A 26,106-nucleotide genomic window follows, 5' to 3' on the forward strand; every position below is an offset into this window, starting at 1 on the left:
GCGGCGTGCGATTTGGCTGCGCCCGTTGCACCGGCCCCGACACCTGCATCCTTGCCGTTGCCTGCCGCGCCAAGCGCCGCTAGTGAATCGGTGCGGACATATTATAAAAATGTTCAAAATGACCTTTTGGTTCAGGGCCTTATGCGCGTTGACGGCGGTGGCCCAGACACGCCATATTCCGCAGATAATCTGGCGCGAAACTTCGAAAAAATCGCGTTCTATGATGAGCATAGTATCGGAACCAGCCTTCAGAGAAGCACCGGAGAGGCCCGACTTTTGGCACGTTGGGACAAGCCCGTGCGTATAGGTGTTGAATTTGGCCCCAGCGTCGATGCGGCGCAACGCGCCAAGGACAAAGCCTTTGTCGCCAAATTCGCAGACCGGTTGGGACGCGTCACCGGCCACCCGGTGACGACTGCAAAAACCCGTATAAACTTCAACGTTCTTGTGGTCGGCGAAGACGACAGAACCGCTATGGCGCAACGGTTTTCGAACCTTTTGCCCAGCCTTTCAAACGCCCATCGGACCTTACTGCAGAACTTGCCACGTGACATGCATTGCTTGGTGATCGTAAGCCATGCGGATTCTGACGAGCCCAAAATCATGTCCGGCGTCGCCATCGTGCGCGCCGAACATCCAGAGCTATTGCGTCAGGCTTGTTTTCATGAAGAAATCTCGCAGGGCCTCGGTTTGGTGAACGATAGCCCATTGGCGCGCCCGTCGATTTTCAATGACGACGACGAATTTGCCTATCTGACAAGCCACGACCAGGCTCTGCTAAATATGCTATATGACCCTCGGCTTGCCATCGGCATGACTGCTGATCAAGCACGCCCCATCATTCGTATTCTTGCCCGCGAACGCATGGGCCAAGATCTATGACCAATTAGGAGAAACCCATGGGTATTTTCGACTTCCTCACCGGCGAATTCATTGATGTTATTCATTGGGTCGACGACACACGCGACACGATGGTTTGGCGATTTGAACGCGAGGGCCACGAGATCAAATATGGGGCCAAGCTGACGGTGCGCGAAGGCCAGGCAGCCGTGTTTGTACACGAAGGTCAGCTGGCAGATGTGTTCACGCCTGGGCTTTACATGCTTGAAACCAACAACATGCCCATCATGACAACGCTAAATCATTGGGATCACGGCTTTAAAAGCCCCTTTAAATCAGAAATTTACTTTGTAAACACCACCCGTTTCAACGATTTGAAATGGGGCACCAAAAACCCGATTATGTGCCGCGACCCAGAATTCGGCCCCGTGCGATTAAGGGCCTATGGCACCTATTCAGTCCGTGTGAATGATGCGGCGCGTTTCTTGACTGAAATCGTTGGCACAGATGGTGAGTTCACCATGGACGAGATCAGCTTTCAAATCCGTAACATCATCGTACAAGAGTTTTCGCGCGCGATTGCAAAGTCGGGTATTCCAGTTCTGGACATGGCGGCCAATACCGCTGACGTTGGTAAGTTGGTGGCCCAGGCCATCGAACCGGTGATCAGCCAATATGGCCTGTCTATCCCTGAATTATACATTGAAAACATATCCTTACCGCCTGCCGTCGAGACCGCATTGGACGCTCGTACCTCGCGTGGCATCGCCGGAAATTTGGACGCCCATATGAAATGGAAAGCAGCCGAAGCCATGGGCAATGAGGGTGCTGCAGGGAACGCAATGGGCACAGGCCTGGGTGCGGGGATGGGCATGGCGATGGCCGGAAATTTGATGCAACAGCAAAACAGCGGACCTTGGGGGGCGGCCCCTCAGTCGACCGCCGTCGCGGCCCCTCCACCCCCGCCCGTCGAGCATGTCTGGCATATTGCAGAAGGCGGTAAAACCACAGGCCCCTTTTCCAAAGCCAAACTTGGACGCATGGCCGCTGACGGCAAACTGACCCGTGAAACCTATGTTTGGACTGCGGGCCAAGACGGTTGGAAAGCCGCCCAAGATGTTACTGAACTGGCGCAGCTGTTCACCACCATGCCTCCCCCGCCGCCTCCTGGCGCATAAGAAACATCGGCTAAACCATTGTTCTTGATCATCTAAGTAGACCGACATGACAGAATTGCCACCGATTCCACCACTGCCAACTAAACCAGAAAATGAGCACAGGTTTCCCTGTGACCAATGCGGTGCTGACTATCGCTTTGCACCAGAGGCCGGTGAATTACGCTGTGACCATTGTGGCCACCACGAAGCAATTGAAGACGTCGGTCCTTGGAAAGGCTCAATCAAAGAGTTGGATTTTGACCGCGCGTTGCAGAACCAATTGCCCGCGCAGGAGATCGAGGTAACCCGTGTTTCAACTTGCCCAAATTGTGCCGCTCAGGTGGAATTTGACGCGGTAGATCACGCCACAGATTGTCCATTTTGCGCGACGCCGGTTGTTGCAGACACCGGCAAACACCGCCATATCAAACCGCGTGGCGTGCTGCCTTTTGCGCTGGATGAGCGCGCAGCCCATGGGGCGATGGGCCAGTGGTTGGGGAAATTATGGTTTGCACCCAACGGCTTGCAAGAATACGCCCGAAAAGGCCGTAAGATGAACGGCATCTATGTGCCCTATTGGACGTTTGATGCCGACACCAAGTCCAGCTATCAAGGTGAGCGTGGCACGGTGTATTATGAAAACCGCACCGTCACGATTAGCGGAAAACAACAAACAAAACGTGTTGCCAAAGTACGCTGGCGTCCGAAATCAGGGCGTGTGGCACGATTTTTTGATGATGTCTTGGTGCTTGCGTCCAAAAGTTTGCCCAAACGTTTTACAGATGCTCTTGAGCCATGGGATTTGTCGGCACTGGAGCCTTATCGCCCTGAATTCCTTGCAGGATTTCGCGCTGAAGGCTATGCAGTCGAGCTGGAAGAGGGCTTTGTAGAAGCCCGCCAGCATATGGATCGCGTGATCCTGCGGGATGTCAAATTTGATATTGGCGGTGACCGTCAAAGAGTTCATGATATCAACACGTTGGTATCTGATGTGACTTTTAAACACGTGCTTTTACCGGTTTGGATGGCAGCCTATAAATACCGGGGAAATACCTATCGATTTGTAGTGAATGGCCGCACAGGCCGGGTGCAGGGCGAACGGCCATGGTCCGCTTGGAAAATCGCCATAGCCGTGATAGCTGGGGCCATCGTTGCGGGTGGAATTGGTTATTTTATCGCAATGAATCAATAAGATAGAAAAAGGCGCACAGAAATGCGAGCAGTGATTCAGCGGGTTTCCCAAGCCGAGGTGCGGGTGGATGATGTGGTTACCGGAGAGATCACACAGGGTTTGTTGATACTGATCTGTGCCATGAAAGGTGACTCTGAAGCAGACGCCGATAAATTAGCCAGAAAAATCAGCAAGATTCGCATTTTCCAAGACGAAAACGGCAAAATGAATAAGTCCGTTCTTGATATCGGTGGCAGCGCCTTGGTGGTCAGCCAATTCACATTGGCCGCAGATACGCGCAGCGGAAATAGACCTGGCTTTTCAACAGCTTGCGGTGCAGATGACGGAAATATGTTCTATGAGTATTTCACCAAATCGATTGCAGAAACCGGCGTTCCCGTTGAAAAAGGCATATTTGGCGCAGATATGAAAGTTTCGTTAATCAACGATGGGCCGGTGACCATTTGGCTCGACACGGATCAATGGAAATAGCCAGCGCGCTGTGTATTAACGCTGACTTTTTTGGCCGCCTGTTTACGCCTCGCTAAGCTTTGTGCCTGTCTTTGAACTAACTGTTGTGGTGTTGCACGCCACACCCCCCTAAGTGCGCCCGTTAAATGTTTGCCTAATTGTACAATTTGTACGTTTGAGGCCCTGAAACGTACGATTCGAGCAAGCTTAGTCGGCTTGCTATGCAGATTAGGTTAACAGCGCCCAAAAAAGCCCCTTTTTCGTGCAGTTTTTTTGAGAACCAATTTTTAACGTCTTGATGCAACACTCGACGTGATTTTGACGGTCATAGGTCAGGGTTCAAGTGGATGAAAATACAGTCGCGCAGGAAGGCGGAAAGCGAGACAGCCATGCCAAACACTTCGCGCAAAGACGGGCATTCTTGATGCCCATTCAAGACACCTGGTCTTTAACAAGAATAGAGAGGCGAGACGACTGTTACAGGCCTATCCGGTCTTTTTCACGAACTTGGTCAATATCACGATGCGTTGGCTTTCGACGCGACCTTCGATATGTTCTTGATTGGTTTGCACCAGGGAAATGTTGCGCACAGGCGTGCCGCGTTTGGCGGTAAATCCAGCGCCTTTGACGGGCAAATCTTTTGTCAACACAACAGAGTCACCTGCGGAAAGCACCACACCGTTGCTATCGCGGTGGATCACCTGGGGTTCGTCAGAAAGACCAGCCTTAGCCCAGTCCAGGGTTTCAGGTTCCAGATATGCGATGTCCAAAAGGTCCCGCGCCCATGGGGATTGTGGCAGAGCACTGAGCAAGCGAAAGGCCAGCACCTGGGTGGCAGCGTCAGCAGACCAGATGGCGTCGTTCAAACACTGCCAATGCGGTGCATCGCTGATGTCACCTTGGGCGGCAGGTAAACAGGTTGCACACAACAGCAGAACGTCATCGCGCGGGGTGACGGTGAATTTGGAAAGATTGGCGTCAGATGAACAGATTGCGCAGGCCATTATGCCCCCTTGGAGTGGTTTGAACCGCTTATGGGCACAATGAAGCCTGTCGTCTAGGTGCAACCGCAGGGCGGCGGCGCTTTGGAGGTCACCCTGCGACGCGACGCCGCCCTGCTTGGTTTGTGTTGCGTAGATTACACGGCCAATGTGGCATCAACCGCGCGTTTCCAAGCGGCATATTTGTCTTCGCGGAAAGGCTCTTGCATTTTTGGCTCAAACTTTTGCTCCAGACGCCAAGTGGCCGCAAAGCCTTGTTGGTCGGGATAGACCCCTGCCCGCATACCTGCCAGCCAAGCCACACCAAGGGCGGTGCTTTCCAACACCTCTGGCCGATCCACTGGTGCGCCGATGATATCTGCAAGAAACTGCATCGCCCAATCGCTGGCGGTCATGCCGCCGTCAACTCGCAGGATTTGGGTTTGCACCGCTTCGCCCATATCGCCGCGCATCGCCTCTAACAGATCGCGTGTTTGAAACCCGACGCTTTCAAGGGCTGCGCGGGCGAATTCGGCTGGGCCAGAGCCGCGCGTCAATCCATAGATGGCACCGCGACAATCCGGGGCCCAATAGGGCGCGCCAAGACCAGTGAAGGCGGGCACAAGGATCAGGTCTTGGGATTTGTCAGCCTGTTCGGCCAAACCCTGGGTTTCTTTGGCGTCTTTGATAATGCCCAACCCGTCGCGCAGCCATTGCACCACAGCACCCGCAATAAAGATCGCCCCTTCCAGCGCATAAGTGGGTTTGCCATCCAATTGGTAGCCAATGGTGGTCAACAGGCGGTTTTTGGACGCCACGGGTGTGTCGCCGGTGTTAAGCAGAGCAAAGCAGCCGGTGCCATAAGTGGATTTCATCATGCCCGGCTCAAAACAAGCGTTGCCAAGGGTGGCCGCTTGTTGATCGCCCGCGACGCCCAAAATCGGCACTTCGGCCCCAAAAATACCGGCGTCGGTGGTGCCAAAATCCGCGGCGCAGTCCAGCACTTCGGGCAACATGGCCTGCGGGATATCCAGCAGATCGCAGATGCGGCTGCTCCATTTGCCCTTGTGGATGTCATAAAGCATGGTGCGTGCGGCATTGGTGGCGTCGGTCACATGGCGCTTGCCGCCGGTGAGGTTCCAGATGATCCAGCTGTCAACGGTGCCAAAGGCCAATTGCCCCAGACGCGCGCGGGCATGCAAGCCCTCGGAATGATCCAGGATCCATTTGACTTTGGTTGAGGAAAAATATGGATCTAGCAGCAGGCCTGTGGTGTCGGTCACCAGCTCTTCATGGCCTTCGGATTTTAGAATGCGGCAGATGTCGGCTGTACGGCGGTCTTGCCATACGATGGCGTTGTGCACCGGTTCACCGGTTTGCCGATCCCAGATCACCGTGGTTTCGCGCTGGTTGGTGATGCCGATGGCGGTCACATCGGCGGCAGTGATACCGACTTTGGCAAAGACCGCGTTGCAGGTGGACAGCGTGGTGTTCCACAGATCCATCGGATCATGTTCGACCCAACCGGAATCGGGAAAATGCTGGGTGAATTCCTCTTGGGCGCTGTCGATGATCTTCATGTCCGCATCAAAAAGGATGGCGCGTGTGGATGTGGTGCCTTGGTCGATGGCGAGGATATAAGTCATGCTAGTTTCACCCATGTCTGACTGCAGTCATTGCAGAATGCCCGAGAACGCAGATGAGGCAAGGGTCTGTTGCCATCGCACGGCAACTGTGACCGCCCTCCTCACGATCAGTTCGCAATCTGTTAGCGTATAATTGCTCGTTTGAAAAGATACGAAACCAAAAGGAACCTATGGAAATTGCGCTTCTCAGCCATATTTCGCAAAAATTTGACAAAAGGGCCTAGAATTGACCTTCAAATGAAGGTCAATTCGGATCACCAGCATGTGCTACTCGGCCCACTCCCATGGGCGGGTAAAGGCCCCTAGTACTTTGGCCACATCATGTTCATTCGCGCTATTTTGAGCAAGCTGGGCCACCAGCCCGCGCTTTTTGTCGTCGACAACTTGGACAACGCGCGCCGGGCAGTCTGCCTTTTCCAAGGCTGCATTATAGACCCGGGTGATGGCAGATTTGCGCAGATCCGGCTTGAACACTTTGCCAACTGCGGTCTTGGGCAATTCGGGCAGAATATCGATGTGTTTTGGACGGGCAGCCCTTTCGTGAACATGGGTGTGGGCATGCTCCAAAAGCTCTTGCGTGCTGACCTCTGCCCCCTCGACCAATTCGACAAAGGCACAGGGCAATTCTCCGGAATGGGCGTCAGGCTGACCAATTGCGCCCGCCATGGCCACTGCGGGATGCAACATCAGGGCCTCTTCGATTTCAGCGGGGTCCAGATTGTGACCGCCGCGAATAATCAGGTCTTTGGCGCGGCCGGTAATCCACAGATAGCCGTCATCGTCCAAACGCCCCAAGTCACCGGTGCGCAGGTATTTGTCTGCATAGTAGAGGTCGACGTTTTTTTCCGTCTCTGTATAGGTGTGGCCCACGTAGACGCCTGGGTTGGACACGCAGATTTCCCCGACTTCGTCGGTGGCGCATTCGATCATGCCCTCAGCAGTCGATTTCACAATGCGCACATCCGTGTGGGGAAACGGGATACCAACCGAGCCAACTTTTTTTTCGCCAGCGGGCGGATTGCAGGACACTAGGCAGGTGCATTCGGTCAGCCCGTAACCTTCGACCACCGCGATATCAGAGGCGGATTCAAACCTGGTAAAGAGCTCCATCGGCATGGGAGCTGAACCAGAGAAGGCCACATTGACGCTGGATATATCGGCGTCCACAGGGCGTTGCATCAGGGCGGAAACAGCGGTGGGCACGGTGATGATAAACGAGATTTTCCAGCGCTCGACCAGCTTCCAGAAATTGTCAAACACGCCCTCGCCGCGATAGCCTGCCGGGGTTGGAAAAACCACATGGGCACCAGAGGCAATGGCGGACATCATGATGACCTGAACCGCAAAGACATGAAACAACGGCAACGGGCACATCAACACGTCATGTTCATCAAACAACAGGGTTTTGCCGATCCAGCCGTTATACACCATGCCGCCATACTTGTGCTGCGCCACTTTGGGCATACCAGTGGTGCCGCCGGTGTGAAAATAGGCCGCGACACGGTCGCCTTGGCTGTCGGCGAAATCAAGCGTTGTGTTCTGCTTGGCGAGTTCCTGATTGAAATTCAGCACATCCGCGTGGTGTTCACCGGGGTTTTTCGGACGGATCAGCGGCACAATCCAGCTTTTGGGCGGGCTGAGATAGCGGTTGAGGTCAACTTCGTAGACAGTGTGCACATCGGGGGCGTGACGCACCGCCTCTTTGACTTTTTGCGGCACATCGGTTTTGGGAAAGGCCTTGAGGGTGACCACCACTTTGGCCCCAGTTTCGCGCAGGATCGAGGCGATCTGTTCGGGTTCCAGCAAGGGGTTGATGGGGTTGGCGATACCGGCAATCATGCCGCCCATCAGCGCAAAAAGCGTTTCATGGCAATTGGGCATGACATAGGCGACGCTGTCAGTTTCCTGGATGCCAAGGCCACGAAACAGATTGGCGGCTTGTACAGATTTTTTGTGCAATTGGTCCCATGTCAGGGTCTCGGCCTTATCTGTCGGGCCAGAGGTGATTTGATAGCTGACCGCCGGGCGATCCGGATATTTGTCACGGACCCGCGTTAGAAATTCGTACATTGTGACAGCGACATCGCGCTTGTCATACGGCATTTCATTCTCGATGGCATTGCGATCATCGATGGATGCAAAACTCATGGTATCCTCCCCTGTGTCGCCCTGCCAATTTGTCATGGCTTTCAGGCTTGGCCGTTAGACAATACAGACCGTTGGGCCGGTGCAAGCATGTCCAAAGGTCAACGCGACTTCGACGTTACGTCGAAATCCGTCAATCCCAGTGTCCTCTCCTCTAAGGAGAATAACAAGAAAAAAGCGCCGGGCTCGTTTGAGCACAGCGCTTTAATGTCTTAACATCAAAGGGGTTACGGTCAGGCGGCTTCACCGGCGGTGAATTGCAGACGCGCCAGTTTGGCATAAAGCCCATCTTGGGACACCAATTCGTCATGACGGCCCTGCGCCACAACCCGGCCTTCGTCCATCACGATGATGCGGTCGGCTTTTTTCACGGTGGCCAAACGGTGCGCCACAATGATGGTGGTGCGGGTTTTGGCCAGTTCATCGACCGCCTGTTGCACCAGCCGTTCGCTTTCTGCGTCTAGTGCGGAGGTGGCTTCGTCCAACAGCAAGACCGGCGCGTCGCGCAGGATGGCGCGGGCAATGGCGATACGTTGTTTCTGACCACCAGACAGCATGACACCGCGCTCGCCAACATAGCTGTCATAGCCCTGTGGCAATTTGGTGATAAATTCATCTGCGGCGGCGGCTTTGGCAGCGGCACGCACCTCGGCATCGCTGGCATCTGGGCGGCCAAAGCGAATGTTTTCAAGCGCGGTTTCTGCAAAAATCACCGGATCTTGCGGCACAAGTGCCATCGAGCCACGGAAATCGCTGCGCGCCATTTCAGTCAACGGAATGCCATCAAACGTGACTTGGCCGCCGCGCGGATCATAAAACCGCTGGATCATTTGAATGATGGTGGTTTTGCCGGCACCAGACGGCCCAACCAAGGCAACGGTTTCTCCCGGTTGAATGGTCAGCGACACGTCCTGAAGGGCAGGCATGTCGGGGCGCGCGGGGTAGTTGAAGTTCACATCCTCAAAGGCAATTTCACCGCGGGCGGGCTGGGGCAAAAGCTTGGGGGCCTCTGGGTCCTTGACCGCGTCGGTCACCTGCAACAATTCGACAAGGCGTTCGGTGGCCCCGGCGGCCCGCTGTAGTTCACCCCAGATTTCTGACAGCGCGGCCACAGAGCCAGCCACCATGACCGCATAGATCACAAATTGGATCAGCGCCCCTGCGCTCATCAGGCCGCCGCGCACGTCGTTTGCGCCAATCCACAAGACGCCAACCACGCCGGAAAAGATCAGGAAAATAACGATGGTGGTCATCAGCGCCCGGGTGTTGATCCGACGTTTGGCGGCCGACAGGCTAAGATCGGTGACATCGACAAAGGCTTGTTGGGATTGGGTCTCGTGGGTGAAAGCCTGTACGGTTTGCACCGAGAGCAAGGCTTCGGAAGCGTTGCCCGATGACTGGGCAATCCAGTCTTGGTTTTCACGGCTGAGCACGCGCAATTTGCGACCAAGTACCAGAATGGGCACAATCACCAAGGGCACGATCAGAAACACCAGTCCGGTGAGTTTGGCAGAGGTAAAGAGCATCAGCGCCAACCCACCCAGAAAGATCAGCAGATTGCGCAGCGCAATAGAGATAGAGGAGCCGATGACCGACAGGATCAGCGTGGTGTCGGTGGTGATGCGTGACAGGACTTCGCCGGTCATGACGTTTTCAAAAAACGCCGGACTCATGTTGATCACGCGTGAAAACACCGCTTTGCGAATGTCAGCCACCACGTTTTCACCCAGCTTGGTGACCAGCATATAGCGCAGGGCTGTGCCAACCGCCAAAAGCGCGGCAACCCCAAGGGCCGCAAGAAAATAGAGATCAAGCAAAGCGCTGTCTGCAGTGTTGAAATTGTCGATCACCCGACGCACGGCAATGGGCATTACAAGCGATACGCTGGCGGTCAGCACCAAGGCCAAACCCGCAAACATCGCCAGAATTTTATAGGGGCGCAAGAAAGGACCAAGCTCTCGCAATGCGCCAACACGTTTGGATTTTGCCCGATCTTCTTCGTTCGGGGCTGGTGTAGGGTTACGTGCCATCTTGTCCTCTTTGCCTTTTAGGCTTTAGTGGCCGCCCTGCCCCAGATCGTCAAGTGCGGCGGATTGACGGAGCTTGGCAAAATTGAGCATTTTGCGCAATTTCCGTGTTTTCCTGTGCTTTGGCATATTTGGCGCGCGGGTCAGCCTGGCAAGGGCTGTATTTCGCTTATACAGATTTGTGGATCAGAGCAGATCAATGGCTTGCGTTTTGTGGAGCCTGTTTGAACGCATTTAGAGCGAGATGGATTAACCCGTGTTTGGGGGCATTGGCTGGCCAAACGGCAAACACGCTCAAACTTGGCAACTGCCATTCAGGCAAGACGTATTGTACTTTGCCGCGGATCACATCGTCTTTGGCAAGAACCTCTGGCACAATCGCCAACCCGGCCCCGGCGCGCGCCAGACGGTAGAGCGACTGTGCGTCGTTGGTAGACAGCTGTGACTTGGGCTTAAGGAGCACGCTTTGACCATTTTGGTCTTTGAATTCATGTGGCGTATTTTGCACCGGGAACAATGACACCCAATCCCAATTGGCAAGCCCACTCGGCGTTTTGACCGGCGGTTGCTTGGCAAGATAATCACTGGACGCAATCAAGACCCGCCGAACTTGAAACAGGTTGCGCGACGTCGCGGTGTTTTTTGTATGCGGGCCCATTCGGATGGCGATGTCAAATCCGTCGTCGATCATCTCGCGCTGGGTGTCAGAGAAATCGAGCGCTATCTGAATGCGCGGATAAGCCAAGGCGAAGGCGGTGATTTGATCAACCAATCGCGATTGTGACAAAACAGAGGGCAAAGTGATGCGCAGTTCGCCGCTGGGCGAATTCGCTTGGGTGGTCAGGTTTTGCAACTCACCTTCGGCGGCCTCAAGCATCTTGCGCGTTGCGGCCAACAGGCTTTCGCCTTCGCGGGTCAAGGCGAGCTTTCTGGTCGAGCGGTAGATGAGCGCGACGCCCAGATGTTCTTCGAGCTGCGAGATGTGATGGCTGACCACCGAGGGTGACAGGTTCAACGCCCCAGCGGCCCCACGAAAAGAGCCATGGTCAATGGTTTTGGCAAAAATGGCCATTTGGCGCAGGCGGTCGATCATTATGTAAAAAATCCGAACAGTTAAATCTATCAATTCTACCTTATGGAATAGTGTGGATTTGTCCATGTTGAATGCATAGGCGAAGTGGAACGCACGTCGCCGCAGTAATGATTGGACATGACATGAACAAAGCTCAAAAACTTATCGCCGCAGCCTCGGTTGTATTGGCCCCCCTTGGCACCGCGGCCTTTGCTGATAACACCGACACAGTGCAGGTGTTTTATGACTTGCTCAGCAACCCTGGATCCGAAAGCCACGTGACCGCGTTTATGGGTGTCACAGCAGAGAATTGGGAAAGCGTTGGGGACTATTCCGGCAAGAACAAATCCCGCGAGGGCTTGGTCGGGCAGCTGGGCTTTTTTGATCAGCTGATCCCCGATCTTGAATGGTCCGTCGAAGCGATGCACGAAGCGGGTGAATTTGTGACTGTGCGCAGCCGCGCGACGGGCACGCCAGTTGGGCCGTTGTTTGGGGTTGATGGTCAGGGCCGAGATTTTGAGATTTTGACCATTGATATTCACGAGCTTGCGGATGGCAAGATTGTGCGGACACATCACGTGGAAGACTGGGCCGGTGCCCTGCAACAGCTGTCTGGCAAATAGGTCTCTGCCAAAGCCCGTAAATCAAACACCGTCGCGTTGGCATTCCAAGCGCGACGGCACATGGTTTGGCGATCTATTTTGCCGGGCCAATTTGGGATCTAATCACAAATAGCTATTGACCTCAGAATCGGGATAAAATACATCCAGCTTTACTGAGCGGGCGTTGTGTAGTGGTAAGACCTTAGCCTTCCAAGCTAATGACGCGGGTTCGATTCCCGCCGCCCGCTCCAAGTCATGCCAAACCCCCTTAGACTTTGATAACACTGCGAATTACGCGATCAATTCAGCGCAACCAGTTTGCCTGGATTCAGGATATTGTCAGGGTCCATGCTGCGTTTCAGGTTGGTCATCACGCCATAGGCCGCGCCGTGTTCGGCCTGCATATAGGGCAGTTTTCCGGTGCCAACCCCATGTTCACCCGTGACAGTTCCATCCAGCGACAAAGCCACATGGTTCAACTTGGCGGCAAGTGATTTCGCAGTGGCAATTTCTTGGGCGTTCTGCGGATCCACCAGAATTTGCAAATGAAAATTGCCATCGCCGACATGGCCGACCACCGGGGCGATCAGGCCGGTTTTGGCGATCATGGCTTTGGCCTGCCCGATGCATTCTGCCAATGCGGAGATCGGCACGCAGCAATCTGTCAAAACCGCGGTTGCCCCTTTTCGCAGGGATTGTGCTGCGTAATAGGCGCTGTGGCGCGCTGCCCAAAGGCGATTGCGATCTTCGGTTTTTTTGGCCCAGTTGAAATCAGAGGCCCCAAATTCATCGGTGATGGCTCGGAAGGCATGGACCTGTTCTGCGACCCCGGCATCGGAGCCGTGGAATTCCAAAAACAAATGCGGTTTTTCAGGAAGATCCATATCTGGGTTATAGAGGTTCATACCGCGCATTTGCACTTCGTCCAGCAATTCAATGCGCGCCATGGGCAAACCGCATTGAATGGCCGCAATCACGCTGTTGACGGCATCGTCCACAGTTTCAAACGCACAAGTGGCAGCTGAAATGGCTGCGGGCTGACCAAACAGGCGCACGGTGAGCTGGGTGATAATGCCCAAGGTGCCTTCGGAGCCGATAAACAGGTGGGTGAGGTCATAACCGGCGGATGATTTACGCGCCCGGGACCCGGTTTGAATGATGGTGCCGTCAGCCAGCACCACTTCGAGCGCCATGACGTTTTCGCGCATGGTGCCATAGCGCACGGTGTTGGTGCCAGAGGCCCGCGTGGCCGCCATGCCGCCCATCGTTGCATCTGCCCCCGGATCGACGGTGAACATCAGCCCCGTTGCACGCAATTCTTGGTTCAATTGGGTGCGCGTGACCCCCGGTTGCACCACCGCGTCCAGATCTTCGGGATGCACATCAAGCACCTGATTCATTTGACTGAAATCCATGGAAATGCCGCCCTTGATCGGGATCACATGACCTTCGAGCGAGGTGCCAACCCCAAAGGGCACAATCGGGCAAGCATGGGCTGCGCATATTTTGACGATCTCTGACACTTCGGCGGTGCTTTGTGGGAAAACCACGGCATCGGGCAATATCGGGGTGCTGTGGGCTTCGTCTCGGCTGTGGATTTCGCGGATCGATTGGCCGGTCGACAGGCCGTCCCCTAATAGCGATTTTAGGGCAGTGAGGACAGCGGGGATATTTGCAGCAGACATAAACGGCCTTTCCTGGATTTGCGGGCAAGTGTGACCTTTGACGCCCAAAAGGCAAGCGGGATCGGGCGCTTAGACGACAGTTTTTAGCGTTGAATGGTCAGCCGCGCGCGCAGGCCGACAGGGCCTTTTTCAAAACTAAGATTGCCGCCATGCATGGTGGCAATGGTGGCGACAATCGTCAGGCCAAGCCCAGTGCCATCAACCGATTGGGTATTTTCACCGCGCTGAAACGGCGCAAGCAGTTGGTGAATGGCCTCGACCGTCAGATCTGTGCCCTCGTCCTCGACCAGAATGGTGGCCGTGTCCGAACTGGTTTCAAGCCGCAACGTGGCGCGACGCCCGTATTTAAGCGCGTTATCAATCAGGTTGGTGATGGCCCGTTGCAGGGCTATGGGGCGTGCGGTGACCAAGACGTGGCGGTCTTCGGGCACAATCCCCTGCCCCTGACGCGACATAAAGAGCGAGGCACTGCCTTTGACCACAACCGGGTCAGCGCGCTGAAACGAGACCGGGCTGCCCGTGTCGCTGTAGTCGTCCACCAGCGCATCTATCAGCGAGATCAGCGACAGTTTGCGCGGCTCTTCGACGTTAAGTTCCGCGCGCGTAAAGGTCAGCACGCTTTCGATCATGCCGGTCATCTTGTCGATATCCCCTTCGAACTTGGCACGCAGGGCCTGGTCTTCGATCAAGGCGGTGCGCAGACGCAGGCGCGCGGCGGGCGTGCCCAAATCATGGCTGACCCCTGACAACACGGTGGCGCGTTTTGAAAGGCTTTCGCGTTCGGCCTCTAGATACATGTTGACCGCATCAACGATCTCGCGCAGCTCGGCGGGGCCTTGGGTGGTGTAGCTGGCAGGCCCTCCAAGGCGACGACGCGCCAAAAGCGCCTGTGCAAAGGTTTGAAAGGTCGCGGAAATATTTGCGACATGCGTGATGAGGGCAGCCAGAAACACCGCGGCGCCAAGCGCGGCAATAAGCCGGTAATCTTTGGGCGCAACATCACAACCCCACAGGTCTGTGCCATCGGTGCGCTGCCATTCACCGCCATCAAAACGGGTGTAAATGATGGACTGCGAACAATATGTCGCCAAAAGCCGCGTCAGCTGCCCAAATTTTTCCGGCACACTGGGGCGGGTTTGCGCCGAGAGTTCAGAAACCTGATAGCGCAGTTTGTCAGAGATCACGACAATCGAGAGCACCGCCCCTTCGATGGGATTATTCACATTAAGATGCAGCGACATATTGGTGACATAGGCCGGTTTTGGCGTGCCGCTGATGCGTTCAAATTTCCCGGCTTGGGCGTTGCCACGGTCTGCACCACTGAGCGTGGTGATGTGCACACCATCAGGTGCCACGCCGCTGGTGCGCAGGGATTCAAAAATCGAAAACCCCGCGGCAAAGGCACCTGTCAGATGGCGATCCCAGGCGCGCGACGAGGCAAACCACAGGCTGGCACAAATTAGCCCGGTCAAAAAACCCGAAATAACCCAGCCTGTGGCGAGGGTTCGAAAGGCAAACCGTCGTCGCATCAGCCGTCTTGGACCTGAACATCGGTGGCCAAAACATAGCCGGTGCCGCGTTCGGTTTTGATGATTTTAGGATCTTTGGGGTTGGTTTCTATCTTAGAGCGCAAGCGACCGACCAGCACGTCTATGGCGCGGCCAGTGGCTTCTGGTGTGGTGTCTTGGGCAGCGGTCACATCAAGTGCGGCGGCAATTTCCTCACGGGTCAGCGGGATATGCGGATTGGCCAGCATGACTTTTAGAAGACCGGTTTCGCGTTGGCTGAGTGTAACCTGAAAACCATCAGGCGATAAGACTTCGTCGCGTTTGCCATCATATGTCCAGCCGGCAAAGCGAAAGGTAGAAACCCGGCGGCGGTATATGAGTGACGAGCTGCGCTGCGCACGGGTCAAGACAGCGCGCACCCGGGCCAGCAGAAGTTCAGGATTAAAGGGCTTGGCAATGTAGTCATCTGCCCCGACCTCATAGCCGCTCATACGCTGATGGTCTGCGGAAAGCGCAGAGACAAAGATCACTGGCACAGCTTGGTCCTGACGCAATCGGCCACAGATCTCGACGCCGTTTTCATCCCCCAACATCACATCCAGCAAAATCAGGTCGATGCGGCCACTGTCCATATGGTTGCGAATTTCTTGTTCGGTGGAGGCGGGCAAAGCGATGAAACCGTTTTTGCGCAAAAACTGTATCATCATGCTGCGCATGTCGGCATCATCGTCAACGACAAGTAAACGTGGAATCGCCAAGTGAAACCTCCTTTTGTGACCCTTTTGGGCCGCTTGCCCTTTTGTCATTGTAACACTGTGCAACGAAATCAAGAGCAAGGTAACAATGGGTAACAGATGGGCGGAAAAACTGAAAGTCTTGGGCTTTAAGACGCTGATCTTAGATTGATTTAAAACCTGACCGCGCAGCATGCTTGGGCATCTGGCTTGGAATGAGCCACGAATTTTGGGAGGAATACAGAATGAAAAAGATCGCATTATCAGCGGTATCAAGCATCGCGATTATGGCGGCATCTTCTGCTATGGCGGGGCCTAAAGCAGAGGTTCTGCATTATTGGACATCTGGCGGTGAAGCGAAATCGGTTGCGGTCCTGCAGGAAGAGTTTGCAGCCAACGGTGGCACATGGACAGACATGCCAGTTGCTGGTGGCGGCGGTGACGCGGCGATGACAGCACTGCGGGCACGGGTTCTGTCAGGCAACGCCCCAACAGCGGTTCAACTGAAAGGCCCAGCCATTCAGGAATGGTATGAAGAAGGCGTTTTGACTGACATCTCGGCAGTTGCAGAAGCCGAAGGTTGGGCAGATGTTTTGCCAGCCTCTATTGCGGCACATATGCAATGTGACGGCACTTGGTGCGCGGCACCGGTGAACGTGCACCGCATTGACTGGATCTGGGCAAACGCTGAAATCCTGTCAGCCAACGGCATTGCGATGCCCACCACTTGGGACGAATTCAACGCAGCGGCAGTCAAGTTGCAGGCAGCAGGTATCATCCCGCTGGCGCATGGTGGACAGGCTTGGCAGGATGCAACCGTGTTTGAAGCTGTTGCCCTTGGCCTTGGGGGGGCGGACTTCTTTCAGAAAGCCTTTGTTGATCTGGACAAAGACACGCTGACATCTGACACGATGGTTGCGGTATTTGACCAAATGCGCACCCTGCGCGGCTATGTTGACCCAAACTTTTCTGGTCGTGACTGGAACCTTGCAACCGCCATGGTCATGAATGGCGAAGCGGCATTTCAAGTTATGGGCGACTGGGCCAAAGGCGAATTCCTAGCTGCGGGCAAAGTACCGGGCGAAGATTTCCTATGTGCTTCTACGCCGGGTGAGGGTTTCTTGTACAACGTGGACAGCTTTGCGATGTTTGACGTCAAAGGCGACGACAACGAAGCGGGTCAGGCCCTGTTGGCAAAACTGATCGTTGGTAAGAACTTTCAAGAAGTGTTCAACCTGAACAAAGGGTCCATCCCTGCCCGTGTTGATGTGGGTTTGGAGGCCTTTGACAGCTGCGCGCATACTTCTTCTGCGGACATGAACGCCAGTTCTGAAAGTGGTTCGCTGTTGCCGAGCTATGCCCATGGCATGGCCCTGCGTGGTGCGCAATCTGGGGCAATCACCGATGTTGTGACCGCCCATTTTAACTCTGACATGTCCTCGAGCGACGCGGTTCAGATGTTGGCAGACGCCGTAGCAAACAGCTATTAATTTCGATAACGGCAACGTCCCGGCACCATGCTGGGGCGGGCCAATAACGGGAGGACGATATGTCTGACTGGTTAGAAGATCACCTGCCTAAGGTGGTTCTTGCCCCCTCTTTCGTCGCCGTGTTGATATTTGTTTACGGGTTCATTGGCTGGACTGCATGGGTGTCTTTGACCCGATCCAAGCTTTTGCCCAAATACGATATCGAAGGCATTATTCAATATCAAAAACTGTTTGCCGCCCCACGTTGGGATACGGCGATGAACAACCTGTTTATTTTTGGTGCGCTGTTTATTGGCATCGCGATGATCCTGGGCTTGCTTTTGGCGATCCTGTTGGATCAGAAAATTCGCGTCGAAGGTGTGATCCGCACGATCTATTTATACCCGATGGCCCTGTCGATGATTGTAACAGGTACCGCTTGGAAATGGATTTTGAACCCTGGTTTGGGTGTACAATCCATGGTGCAGGGTTGGGGGTTTGAGAATTTCAAATTCGACTGGCTTGTGAACCCAGATTACGCGATTTACACCGTTGTGCTTGCGGGTCTTTGGCAAAGCTCGGGCTTTGTGATGGCCTTATTTCTGGCCGGTCTGCGCAGTGTGGATGAAGAAATCATCAAGGCCGCACAGGTTGATGGCATACCAACATGGCGTATCTATTCGGCGATCATATTACCGTCGATGGCCCCGATCTTTTTGTCCGCCTTTATCGTGCTAGCGCACCTTGCGATCAAAAGCTTTGATCTGGTCATCGCGCTGACAGGTGGCGGCCCCGGATATGCGACCGATCTGCCAGCGACATACATGTACGCAATGGCCTTTTCACGCGGCGACATCGGACAGGCAGCCAGCTCTGCCATGGTGATGATGCTGGTCGTGTTCACCATTGTTGTGCCTTACCTTTACTCTGAATTGAGGGCGAAAAATGACTGATTTATCGATGCCCCAAACCCAAGACAGCGCCCGCGCTGACTATGGTAAAATCGCTTTGCGGTGGCTGCTTTATGTGATGCTTGGCCTGTTTGCGCTGTATTACCTGTTGCCTTTGTTTGTGATGATCACCACATCGCTGAAAAGCCTTGAGGAAATTCGCACCGGTAGTTTGATTTCACTGCCCCGCTCAGTGACATTTGAAGCCTGGGCAACCGCATGGTCTGGTGCCTGTACCGGCATTCAATGTGAAGGACTGCGTCCTTATTTTTGGAACTCTGTTCTGATGGCAGTGCCGGCGGTGGCGATCTCTACGATCCTTGGCGCGTTAAATGGCTATGTCGTGGCGCAGTGGCGTTTCAAAGGCGCAAACCTGATCTTTTCACTGATGTTGTTTGGCTGCTTTATCCCGTTTCAAGTGGTTCTGTTGCCGATGGCACGTATGCTCGGGATCATGGGGCTTGCAGGCAGCATTCCCGGCTTGATCTTTGTGCATGTGATCTATGGCCTTGGCTTCACAACGCTGTTTTTCCGCAACTACTATGTGACGATCCCCCAAGAGTTGGTGAAAGCCGCCAAGGTGGATGGTGCTGGGTTCTTCCGGATCTTCTGGTCGATCTTTTTGCCGCTGTCGTTGCCGATCATCGTTGTGACCGTGATCTGGCAGTTCACGCAGGTTTGGAATGACTTCTTGTTTGGCGTGTCCTTTAGCCAAGCCGGAACGCAGCCCGTGACCGTTGCTTTGAACAATATCGTAAACTCCACCACTGGCGTGAAAGAATACAATGTGGATATGGCCGCCGCGATCATCGCTGCCCTGCCCACGCTGTTTGTCTATGTCGTCGCCGGTAAATATTTCATCCGCGGTCTAACCGCCGGATCCGTGAAAGGGTGATCAGATGCAACCTATTCTGGACATTAAAAACCTCTATAAAAACTATGGGCCTGTTGAGATCCTGAAAGATATCAATGTGGCCATCGATCCCGGTGACTTTTTGGTGCTGGTCGGCCCCTCTGGCTGCGGTAAGTCAACTCTGCTGAACTGCATTGCGGGGCTGGAACCCATCACTGATGGCAATCTGTATATTGGCGGCAAGGACATGACCCATGTCAGCCCCAAGGATCGCGACATTGCCATGGTGTTTCAAAGCTATGCTTTGTACCCCACCATGTCGGTGGCCAAAAACATCACATTTGGCATGAAGGTGCGCGGTGTGGATGCGGCCACTCAGGCGGAAAAGCTGAAAGAAGTGGCGGCGCAGTTGCAGATTGAACCGCTGCTCAATCGTCGCCCCGGACAGCTGTCAGGTGGTCAGCGTCAACGTGTTGCCATGGGCCGCGCGCTGGTGCGCGACCCTAAGCTGTTTTTGTTTGATGAACCCTTGTCAAACTTGGACGCAAAGCTGCGGGTAGAAATGCGCACCGAAATCAAGAAGCTGCACCAGACCCTAGGCACGTCGATGGTGTATGTGACCCATGACCAGATCGAAGCCATGACTTTGGCCACCAAGATTGTGGTCATGAAGGGCGGTATTATTCAGCAGATCGGCACCCCCGCCGAAATCTATAATACCCCTGCCAATATGTTTGTGGCCGACTTTATGGGCAACCCGGCGATGAACTTGATCCCGGCGCGTACCAAAAGCAATGGTGCAGGTGTTCAAATTGAAATTGAACGTCCCGGCGAAGCGCCAATTGTGCTGCATGATCCACGTCACAAAAGCCTGCCCGATGATGTTGTGCTGGGCCTGCGCCCAGAGGACATCGCAGAACCGGGTCGCCGTGGTGGGGCAGATGTGCACGAGGCCGAGTGTTTTGTGGACATCGTTGAACCCGCAGGTGCCGACACTTTTGTGATGATGAAGCTCGGCGGCAAGCCGGTGACTGCGCGTCTGCATTCAGACACCAGCGCGGTGGCTGGGGAAAACCATTCACTGGCGTTTGATTTTAGCAAAGTGTCCTACTTTGAGCCAAACTCTGGCGAGCGTTTGAACTAGGCACTCGCAATGTGATAGCCTGTAAGACCGCCCCGTATCACGCGGGGCGGTTTTTTACGTTGGCTTTTAGCCAGCGCATAAAGGCTTGTGTTTTGGCTGACCGCTCACCGAGCGGCGTTACCATATAATAGTTTTGCCCGGATTGATCAGCCACCGGCGCAAGCGGCAGCAAAGCCCCAGAGGCCAGCTCATTTTCGATCAGATATGTCGGCAAGATCGCCGCGCCCAACGCATGAATGGCGGCAGAAATCACCAGCGAGAACTGATCAAAGTAGCTGCCCCTGCGGGTGTTTGGCCCATCAAGCCCCAGCGAAGTTTGAAACTGCGACCAAAGATGTGGCCGAGATGAGATATGCAGCAGTGGCAAATTAAGAATATCAGCCTGCCTGTTCTGTGGGTTGGACCGGATCAATTCAGGCGAGGCCACCACAACCAGGTTTTCGGGGCAAAGCGGCGTCAGCTGCGCGCCGGGCCAGTCGTCATGACCAAAGTGAATGGCCAAATCCACCGAGCGCTGCTGTAAGTCAAAGGGCTCTGAATGGCTGATCAGCATGGTTTCAAGATTGGGATACGCCTTGGTAAAATCACGCAACCGCGGGATCATCCAGCGTGAGGCAAAGGTGGGCGGCACAGCGATCGAGAGAAGCTCTTGAGCTTGGCCGGCAGAAACGGCTTGCAATATGGTATTGCGCAGCTTGCTTAGATCGCGCGCCAGGTTGGTTGCCAGCGCCTCGCCCGCGCGGGTCAGTCGCACGCCGCGCCCAGCACGGGTGAACAGGGCAAGCCCCAATTGTTCTTCGAGGTCTTTGACCTGACGACTTACTGCCCCCTGCGTGAGCCCCAATTCATCAGCAGCAGCAGTAAAGCTTTGGTTTTTTGCTGCGGCTTCAAAACACCGCATGATCGAAAAACTTGGGAGATCGTTAGGGGTCTGCATCGCACATCCATGAGTTTTATTCACATATAAATGCATTATTCAGGTATTTTTATATAGATCAACCAAGCATAATCTGGGTGCAAAGCCAAAGCTGGCCTTTCTGGCATATCGATGAGGAGAATTGCGATGCAACATTCTGAGGTTCTGCAAAAACTAGGGTTCACGGCTGATGAATTGACCGGGGGGGGCCTGTTGGTGCGGTCGCCGATTGATGGCACCGAAGTTGCGCGATTGACTGAAACACCACGTGCCGAGATGCAGGCCGTTATAAAGCGTTCGAAGGCGGCCTTCAAAGCATGGCGCAGCGTGCCGGCCCCGCGTCGCGGCGAATTGGTGCGCTTATTGGGGGAGGAGCTGCGCGCTGCCAAGGATGATCTGGGGGCGCTAGTGACTTTGGAAGCGGGCAAGATCACCTCGGAAGGCCTGGGTGAAGTGCAAGAGATGATCGACATTTGTGATTTTGCGGTGGGCTTATCGCGCCAGTTGTATGGCCTGACAATTGCCTCTGAACGCCCCGGCCACAAGATGAGTGAAACCTGGTTGCCCATGGGTCCGTGTGGCGTGATTTCAGCGTTCAACTTTCCGGTGGCGGTTTGGTCTTGGAATGCGGCCTTGGCCTTGGTCTGTGGCAACCCGGTGATCTGGAAACCTTCGGAAAAAACACCGCTGACGGCTTTGGCATGCCAAAAGATCTTTGACAAAGCGTTGGCGCGGTTTGGCGATGCGCCCGTCGGGCTGTCGCAAGTGGTTATTGGCGGCGCAGATATTGGCGAAGCCTTGGTGATGTCCAAAGATGTTCCGGTTCTATCGGCGACGGGCTCTACCCGCATGGGCAGTATTGTCGGGCCTAAAGTGGCGGCGCGCTGGGGCAGGTCTATTCTGGAACTTGGCGGCAATAATGCGATGATCGTTGCGCCTTCAGCAGATATCGACATGGCGGTGCGCGCGATTGTGTTTTCGGCTGTTGGTACGGCAGGACAACGTTGTACAAGCCTGCGAAGATTGATTGTGCATAGTTCGATCAAAGAGGATTTGGTTGCCAAGTTGGCCAAGGCCTATAGCTCTTTGCCGGTCGGTGATCCGCGCGATGCGGGCACGTTGATCGGGCCGCTGGTGGATCATGCCGCATTGGACGGGATGCAAAACGCTTTGGCGGCCGCGGTTGTTGAGGGCGGCAAAGTTCACGGTGGCCAGGCTGTGACTGAGGGCGTGCCCCGCGGGGCCTATGTGGCCCCTGCCCTTGTCGAAATGCCAAGCCAATCTGACACGGTGAAAACAGAGACCTTTGCGCCGATCCTTTATGTCATGGGGTATGAGACGCTCGACGACGCCATAGAGATGCAAAATGATGTGCCCCAAGGGCTGTCTTCTTGCATATTCACGTTGAATCTGCGCGAAGCAGAAAGCTTTTTGTCTGCCTCCGGGTCTGATTGCGGCATCGCGAACGTGAACATTGGCCCCTCGGGCGCAGAGATCGGCGGGGCCTTTGGCGGAGAAAAGGAAACCGGTGGCGGGCGCGAGTCTGGGTCAGACGCTTGGAAGGCCTATATGCGTCGACAAACCTCGACGGTGAACTATTCGGCGGAGTTGCCGTTGGCTCAGGGCGTCAAATTTGACATCTAACCTTTGCCAAAGTGAACACATTGCTGCCCCTGCATTGGGGCAGCATTCCTGTGAGACATCCCCCCGAATAGCCGTGTTGTAGTGCAAGAACTGCGTGACCCGAGCGAAAAATCACGCAAAACGCAAAAAATTAGTTTCAAATCCACCTTATTATTCTGCATTTTGTGTCGCGAACCCCGAAAAATATTTCTAAATATTTTTAAACCAGTGGGTAAAATTACTTTTTCCCCAACTGCGGCCTTGGTGACCTTTTCAAATCAAAATTCGCCATCTAGTCTCGCCTCAGGATAAAAATCCAACATGGGAGCAAACACATGAAAAAAATTCTACTTGCAAGCGCTGCCACGGCGCTGATTTCTGGCGCTGCTGCGGCTGACGAAATCAAAGTGGGTCTGATGCTTGGCTTTACCGGCCCTGCTGAATCTTATGCGCCACCAATGGCCGGCGGTGCACGCGCGGCTGTCAAAGAAATTTCCGAAAGCGGCAAATTCCTGGGCGGCAAAACCATCAATCTGGTTGAAGGCGACTCGACCTGTGCAGATGCCGCGATCGCAACCTCAGTTGCCGAACGCTTTGTGACTGCCGAAGGTGTTTCAGGCATCATTGGTGCGCTGTGCTCGGGTGCAACGACTGCTGCTTTGCAAAACGTCGCCATTCCAAATGGCATGGTCATGATTTCGCCCTCTGCGACATCACCTGCGCTGACCACTATTGAAGACAATGGCTTGTTCTTCCGCGCAACGCCTTCTGACGCGCGTCAGGGCGAAGTTATGGCAGACATTCTGTTGGAAAACGGCGTAGACACAGTTGCTGTGACCTATACCAACAACGACTATGGCAAAGGCTTGTCGGACGCATTTGAAGCTGCCTATACCGCCAACGGTGGTACAGTGACCATCAACGCATCACACGAAGATGGCAAAGGCGATTATTCAGCAGAAGTTGGTGCGCTTGCATCCGCGGGCGGTGATCGTTTGGTCGTCGTCGGCTATGGTGACCAAGGCGGTAAAGGTATCATTCAAGCGGCACTTGATACGGGTGCATTTGATCTGTTCCACCTGCCGGACGCAATGGTTGGTTCCGCAACCGAAGCAAACTTTGGTTCTGATCTAGACGGGACATTGGGCCAGGTACCGGGCACTGATGCTCCGGGTGGTGATTTGTATACGCCAATTGGCGAGGCAAACGGCTTTGACGCAACTGCGCCATTCTCTCCTGAATCTTATGATGCGGCGTCTATCCTGTTGCTGGCGATGCAAGCGGCGAATTCTAACGATCCAGCTGTTTACAAAATGAAAATGTTTGACGTGGCCAACGCACCGGGCGAACAGATTTTCCCAGGTGAACTGGCGAAAGCACTGGAGATCCTGGCCAACGGTGGCGAAATCGACTTTGTTGGTGCATCCGCTTTGGAGCTGATTGAGCCAGGTGAAGCGTCCGGTGCCTACCGGGTGATCAAGACCATCAAGGGCAAGCAAGAAACCATCGCATATCGCTAAGACGGTCGTATAATATGACCAAGCCCGGGGCAGTGCCTCGGGCTTTTGCACATGGCATCGCCCGCAAGAGGCGGTCCACATAAACAACGGGGACATACCACATGATCGAAGTGCGTGACCTACACATGCATTTCGGCGGATTCCGCGCAGTTGATGGCGCTTCACTGACCATTGAACAAGGCACCATTACCGGGTTGATTGGCCCAAATGGCGCAGGGAAAACGTCGCTCTTTAACTGCATTGCTGGGGTGCTGACACCGACCAGCGGACAAGTGTATTTTGACGGTGAGGACATCACCGGGTTGAAACCACACAGCTTGTTTCACAAAGGCATTCTGCGCACCTTTCAGGTGGCGCATGAATTCCATTCCATGAGTTGCCGCGAAAACCTGATGATGGTGCCTGCAGAGCAGCATGGGGAAACCCTGTGGAACACTTGGTTTGGTCGCAAGCGCATTGCCGATCAGGAACGCGCGTTGCGGGCCAAGGCGGATGAGGTTTTAGAGTTTCTGACAATCGAACATATCGCCGACCTGCGGGCTGGTGAGGTTTCAGGTGGGCAGAAGAAATTGCTAGAGCTGGGCCGCACCATGATGGTGGATGCCAAGATGGTGTTTCTGGATGAGGTTGGGGCCGGAGTGAACCGTACCTTACTTTATACAATTGGCGACGCGATCAAGCGGCTTAATGTCGAGCGTGGCTATACATTTTGCATGATTGAACACGATATGGATTTCATCAAACAGCTGTGTGATCCGGTGATCGTGATGGCGCAGGGATCTGTTATGGCCACCGGCTCTGCGGATGAAATCATGTCAAACGAACAGGTCATCGAGGCCTATCTGGGCACCGGCGTGAAAAACAAAAAGAAAGAGAGCGCGACATGAGTTTTCTTTCTGCAACCCAAATGACAGGCGGCTATGGGGCCGGTCCTGACATTTTACATGCCTTGGATCTGACCGTCGAAAAAGGCGAGATCGCGGTGATTGTCGGCCCGAATGGCGCGGGCAAATCAACCGGCATGAAAGCGGTGTTTGGCATGCTGAACCTGCGCGCGGGCACGGTGAAGCTGGATGGCAAAGACATCACAGCGCTTTCACCGCAAGAGCGCGTGCATATGGGCATGGGATTTGTGCCGCAGGTGCGCAACATTTTCCCGACGATGAGCGTGCGTGAAAACCTTGAGATGGGCGCGTTTATTCGCACCGATGATTTTGAAGACACCATCGAGCAGGTCTATGAGCTGTTTCCGGCAGTATATGAAAAACGCAATCAGAATGCGGGTGAATTGTCCGGTGGGCAACGTCAGCAAGTTGCGGTTGGCCGTGCGCTGATGACACAGCCCAAACTGTTAATGCTGGATGAACCAACGGCGGGTGTGTCCCCAATTGTGATGGATGAGCTGTTTGACCGCATTATCGAGGTGGCAAAGACGGGCATTTCAATCTTGATGGTTGAACAAAACGCCCGGCAAGCGCTTGAAATCGCGGATAAAGGCTATGTGTTGGTTCAGGGCAAAAACGCCTATACCGACACCGGCGAAGCGCTTTTGGCGAACCCCGAAGTTCGCCGCACATTCCTGGGAGGTTGATC

The 26,106-nt window shown here is 54.5% G+C and carries 22 protein-coding genes and 1 tRNA gene; 14 read left to right on the forward strand and 9 right to left on the reverse strand.

Annotation, left to right across the window (positions count from 1 at the left end; translation table 11 throughout):
- The first annotated feature begins 12 nt into the window (after positions 1-12).
- From ABXG94_RS06600 to dtd, 4 genes are read left to right on the forward strand one after another with little or no spacing between them, the layout of a single operon-like run.
- On the forward strand, positions 13-882 hold the full coding sequence (locus ABXG94_RS06600; RefSeq protein ID WP_353533037.1) for a DUF2927 domain-containing protein: 870 nt from the start codon (positions 13-15) through the stop codon (positions 880-882).
- A gap of 17 nt (positions 883-899) precedes the next feature.
- Positions 900-2,018, forward strand: coding sequence for an SPFH domain-containing protein (locus tag ABXG94_RS06605; RefSeq protein ID WP_353533038.1), 1,119 nt, complete (start codon positions 900-902; stop codon positions 2,016-2,018).
- A 46-nt stretch (positions 2,019-2,064) separates the two neighbouring features.
- The gene (locus ABXG94_RS06610; RefSeq protein WP_353533039.1) at positions 2,065-3,189 is read left to right on the forward strand and encodes a TFIIB-type zinc ribbon-containing protein; all 1,125 of its coding nucleotides are present in this window, start codon (positions 2,065-2,067) and stop codon (positions 3,187-3,189) included.
- Positions 3,190-3,210: 21 nt separating this feature from the next.
- Positions 3,211-3,660 (forward strand): D-aminoacyl-tRNA deacylase, encoded by a 450-nt coding sequence (gene dtd, locus ABXG94_RS06615; RefSeq protein WP_353533040.1) that lies wholly within the window; start codon positions 3,211-3,213, stop codon positions 3,658-3,660.
- A 464-nt stretch (positions 3,661-4,124) separates the two neighbouring features.
- Here the strand turns inward: dtd and ABXG94_RS06620 are convergent, their stop codons facing one another.
- The 5 genes from ABXG94_RS06620 to ABXG94_RS06640 all read right to left on the reverse strand — a co-directional run bounded on the left by ABXG94_RS06620 (position 4,125) and on the right by ABXG94_RS06640 (position 11,530).
- The gene (locus ABXG94_RS06620) at positions 4,125-4,643 is read right to left on the reverse strand and encodes an alkylphosphonate utilization protein (protein WP_353533041.1); all 519 of its coding nucleotides are present in this window, start codon (positions 4,641-4,643) and stop codon (positions 4,125-4,127) included.
- Between the two features lie 134 nt (positions 4,644-4,777).
- Positions 4,778-6,265 carry a glycerol kinase GlpK gene (gene glpK / locus ABXG94_RS06625; protein ID WP_353533042.1) on the reverse strand — a complete coding sequence of 496 codons (1,488 nt, stop codon included), beginning with the start codon at positions 6,263-6,265 and terminating at the stop codon, positions 4,778-4,780.
- Between the two features lie 267 nt (positions 6,266-6,532).
- The gene (locus ABXG94_RS06630; protein ID WP_353533043.1) at positions 6,533-8,413 is read right to left on the reverse strand and encodes an acyl-CoA synthetase; all 1,881 of its coding nucleotides are present in this window, start codon (positions 8,411-8,413) and stop codon (positions 6,533-6,535) included.
- 230 nt (positions 8,414-8,643) lie between these two features.
- Positions 8,644-10,440 carry an ABC transporter transmembrane domain-containing protein gene (locus ABXG94_RS06635; RefSeq protein ID WP_353533044.1) on the reverse strand — a complete coding sequence of 599 codons (1,797 nt, stop codon included), beginning with the start codon at positions 10,438-10,440 and terminating at the stop codon, positions 8,644-8,646.
- A gap of 193 nt (positions 10,441-10,633) precedes the next feature.
- Positions 10,634-11,530: a LysR family transcriptional regulator gene (locus tag ABXG94_RS06640; protein WP_353533045.1), complete on the reverse strand. Its 897-nt coding sequence runs from the start codon at positions 11,528-11,530 to the stop codon at positions 10,634-10,636.
- A 122-nt stretch (positions 11,531-11,652) separates the two neighbouring features.
- On the opposite strand from ABXG94_RS06640, the gene ABXG94_RS06645 reads away from it, so the two are divergent.
- Together ABXG94_RS06645 and ABXG94_RS06650 are read left to right on the forward strand one after the other, a co-directional pair.
- A complete protein-coding gene (locus tag ABXG94_RS06645) occupies positions 11,653-12,132 on the forward strand; it encodes an ester cyclase (RefSeq protein WP_353533046.1) in 480 nt (159 codons plus the stop codon).
- A 156-nt stretch (positions 12,133-12,288) separates the two neighbouring features.
- Positions 12,289-12,362, forward strand: a tRNA-Gly gene (locus tag ABXG94_RS06650).
- Between the two features lie 48 nt (positions 12,363-12,410).
- Here the strand turns inward: ABXG94_RS06650 and ABXG94_RS06655 are convergent.
- From ABXG94_RS06655 to ABXG94_RS06665, 3 genes are all read right to left on the reverse strand, one after another.
- Entirely contained in the window at positions 12,411-13,796 is a 1,386-nt protein-coding gene (locus tag ABXG94_RS06655; protein WP_353533047.1) for an FAD-binding oxidoreductase, read from the reverse strand.
- Between the two features lie 83 nt (positions 13,797-13,879).
- Entirely contained in the window at positions 13,880-15,325 is a 1,446-nt protein-coding gene (locus tag ABXG94_RS06660) for a sensor histidine kinase (protein ID WP_353533048.1), read from the reverse strand.
- On the reverse strand, positions 15,325-16,062 hold the full coding sequence (locus ABXG94_RS06665) for a response regulator transcription factor (RefSeq protein WP_353533049.1): 738 nt from the start codon (positions 16,060-16,062) through the stop codon (positions 15,325-15,327). The genes ABXG94_RS06660 and ABXG94_RS06665 overlap by 1 nt, the downstream gene beginning before the upstream one ends.
- 221 nt (positions 16,063-16,283) lie before the next feature.
- Here ABXG94_RS06665 and ABXG94_RS06670 point away from each other — a divergent pair, with 221 nt between their 5' ends.
- From ABXG94_RS06670 to ABXG94_RS06685, 4 genes are read left to right on the forward strand one after another with little or no spacing between them, the layout of a single operon-like run.
- Positions 16,284-17,528, forward strand: a complete 1,245-nt coding sequence (locus tag ABXG94_RS06670) for an ABC transporter substrate-binding protein (protein ID WP_353533050.1) — start codon at positions 16,284-16,286, stop codon at positions 17,526-17,528.
- Between the two features lie 59 nt (positions 17,529-17,587).
- The gene (locus tag ABXG94_RS06675; protein WP_353533051.1) at positions 17,588-18,460 is read left to right on the forward strand and encodes a carbohydrate ABC transporter permease; all 873 of its coding nucleotides are present in this window, start codon (positions 17,588-17,590) and stop codon (positions 18,458-18,460) included.
- Positions 18,453-19,352, forward strand: coding sequence for a carbohydrate ABC transporter permease (locus ABXG94_RS06680; RefSeq protein ID WP_353533052.1), 900 nt, complete (start codon positions 18,453-18,455; stop codon positions 19,350-19,352). Before ABXG94_RS06675 ends, ABXG94_RS06680 begins: the two co-directional genes overlap by 8 nt.
- 4 nt (positions 19,353-19,356) lie before the next feature.
- Complete coding sequence (locus tag ABXG94_RS06685; protein WP_353533053.1) at positions 19,357-20,454, forward strand: ABC transporter ATP-binding protein; 1,098 nt, start codon at positions 19,357-19,359, stop codon at positions 20,452-20,454.
- Between the two features lie 37 nt (positions 20,455-20,491).
- On the opposite strand, the gene ABXG94_RS06690 is transcribed toward ABXG94_RS06685, so the two are convergent.
- The gene (locus tag ABXG94_RS06690) at positions 20,492-21,391 is read right to left on the reverse strand and encodes a LysR substrate-binding domain-containing protein (RefSeq protein ID WP_353533054.1); all 900 of its coding nucleotides are present in this window, start codon (positions 21,389-21,391) and stop codon (positions 20,492-20,494) included.
- 126 nt (positions 21,392-21,517) lie between these two features.
- On the opposite strand from ABXG94_RS06690, the gene amaB reads away from it, so the two are divergent.
- The 4 genes from amaB (at position 21,518) to ABXG94_RS06710 (ending at position 26,104) form a co-directional block, all read left to right on the forward strand.
- A complete protein-coding gene (gene amaB, locus ABXG94_RS06695; RefSeq protein ID WP_353533056.1) occupies positions 21,518-23,014 on the forward strand; it encodes an L-piperidine-6-carboxylate dehydrogenase in 1,497 nt (498 codons plus the stop codon).
- 314 nt (positions 23,015-23,328) lie between these two features.
- Positions 23,329-24,513, forward strand: a complete 1,185-nt coding sequence (locus ABXG94_RS06700; protein ID WP_353533057.1) for an ABC transporter substrate-binding protein — start codon at positions 23,329-23,331, stop codon at positions 24,511-24,513.
- Between the two features lie 101 nt (positions 24,514-24,614).
- Positions 24,615-25,400, forward strand: a complete 786-nt coding sequence (locus ABXG94_RS06705; RefSeq protein WP_353533058.1) for an ABC transporter ATP-binding protein — start codon at positions 24,615-24,617, stop codon at positions 25,398-25,400.
- The gene (locus tag ABXG94_RS06710; protein ID WP_353533060.1) at positions 25,397-26,104 is read left to right on the forward strand and encodes an ABC transporter ATP-binding protein; all 708 of its coding nucleotides are present in this window, start codon (positions 25,397-25,399) and stop codon (positions 26,102-26,104) included. The genes ABXG94_RS06705 and ABXG94_RS06710 overlap by 4 nt, the downstream gene beginning before the upstream one ends.
- Positions 26,105-26,106: the final 2 nt, after the last annotated feature.

It is taken from the genome of Cognatishimia sp. WU-CL00825 (assembly GCF_040364665.1).
Lineage (GTDB): Bacteria > Pseudomonadota > Alphaproteobacteria > Rhodobacterales > Rhodobacteraceae > Cognatishimia.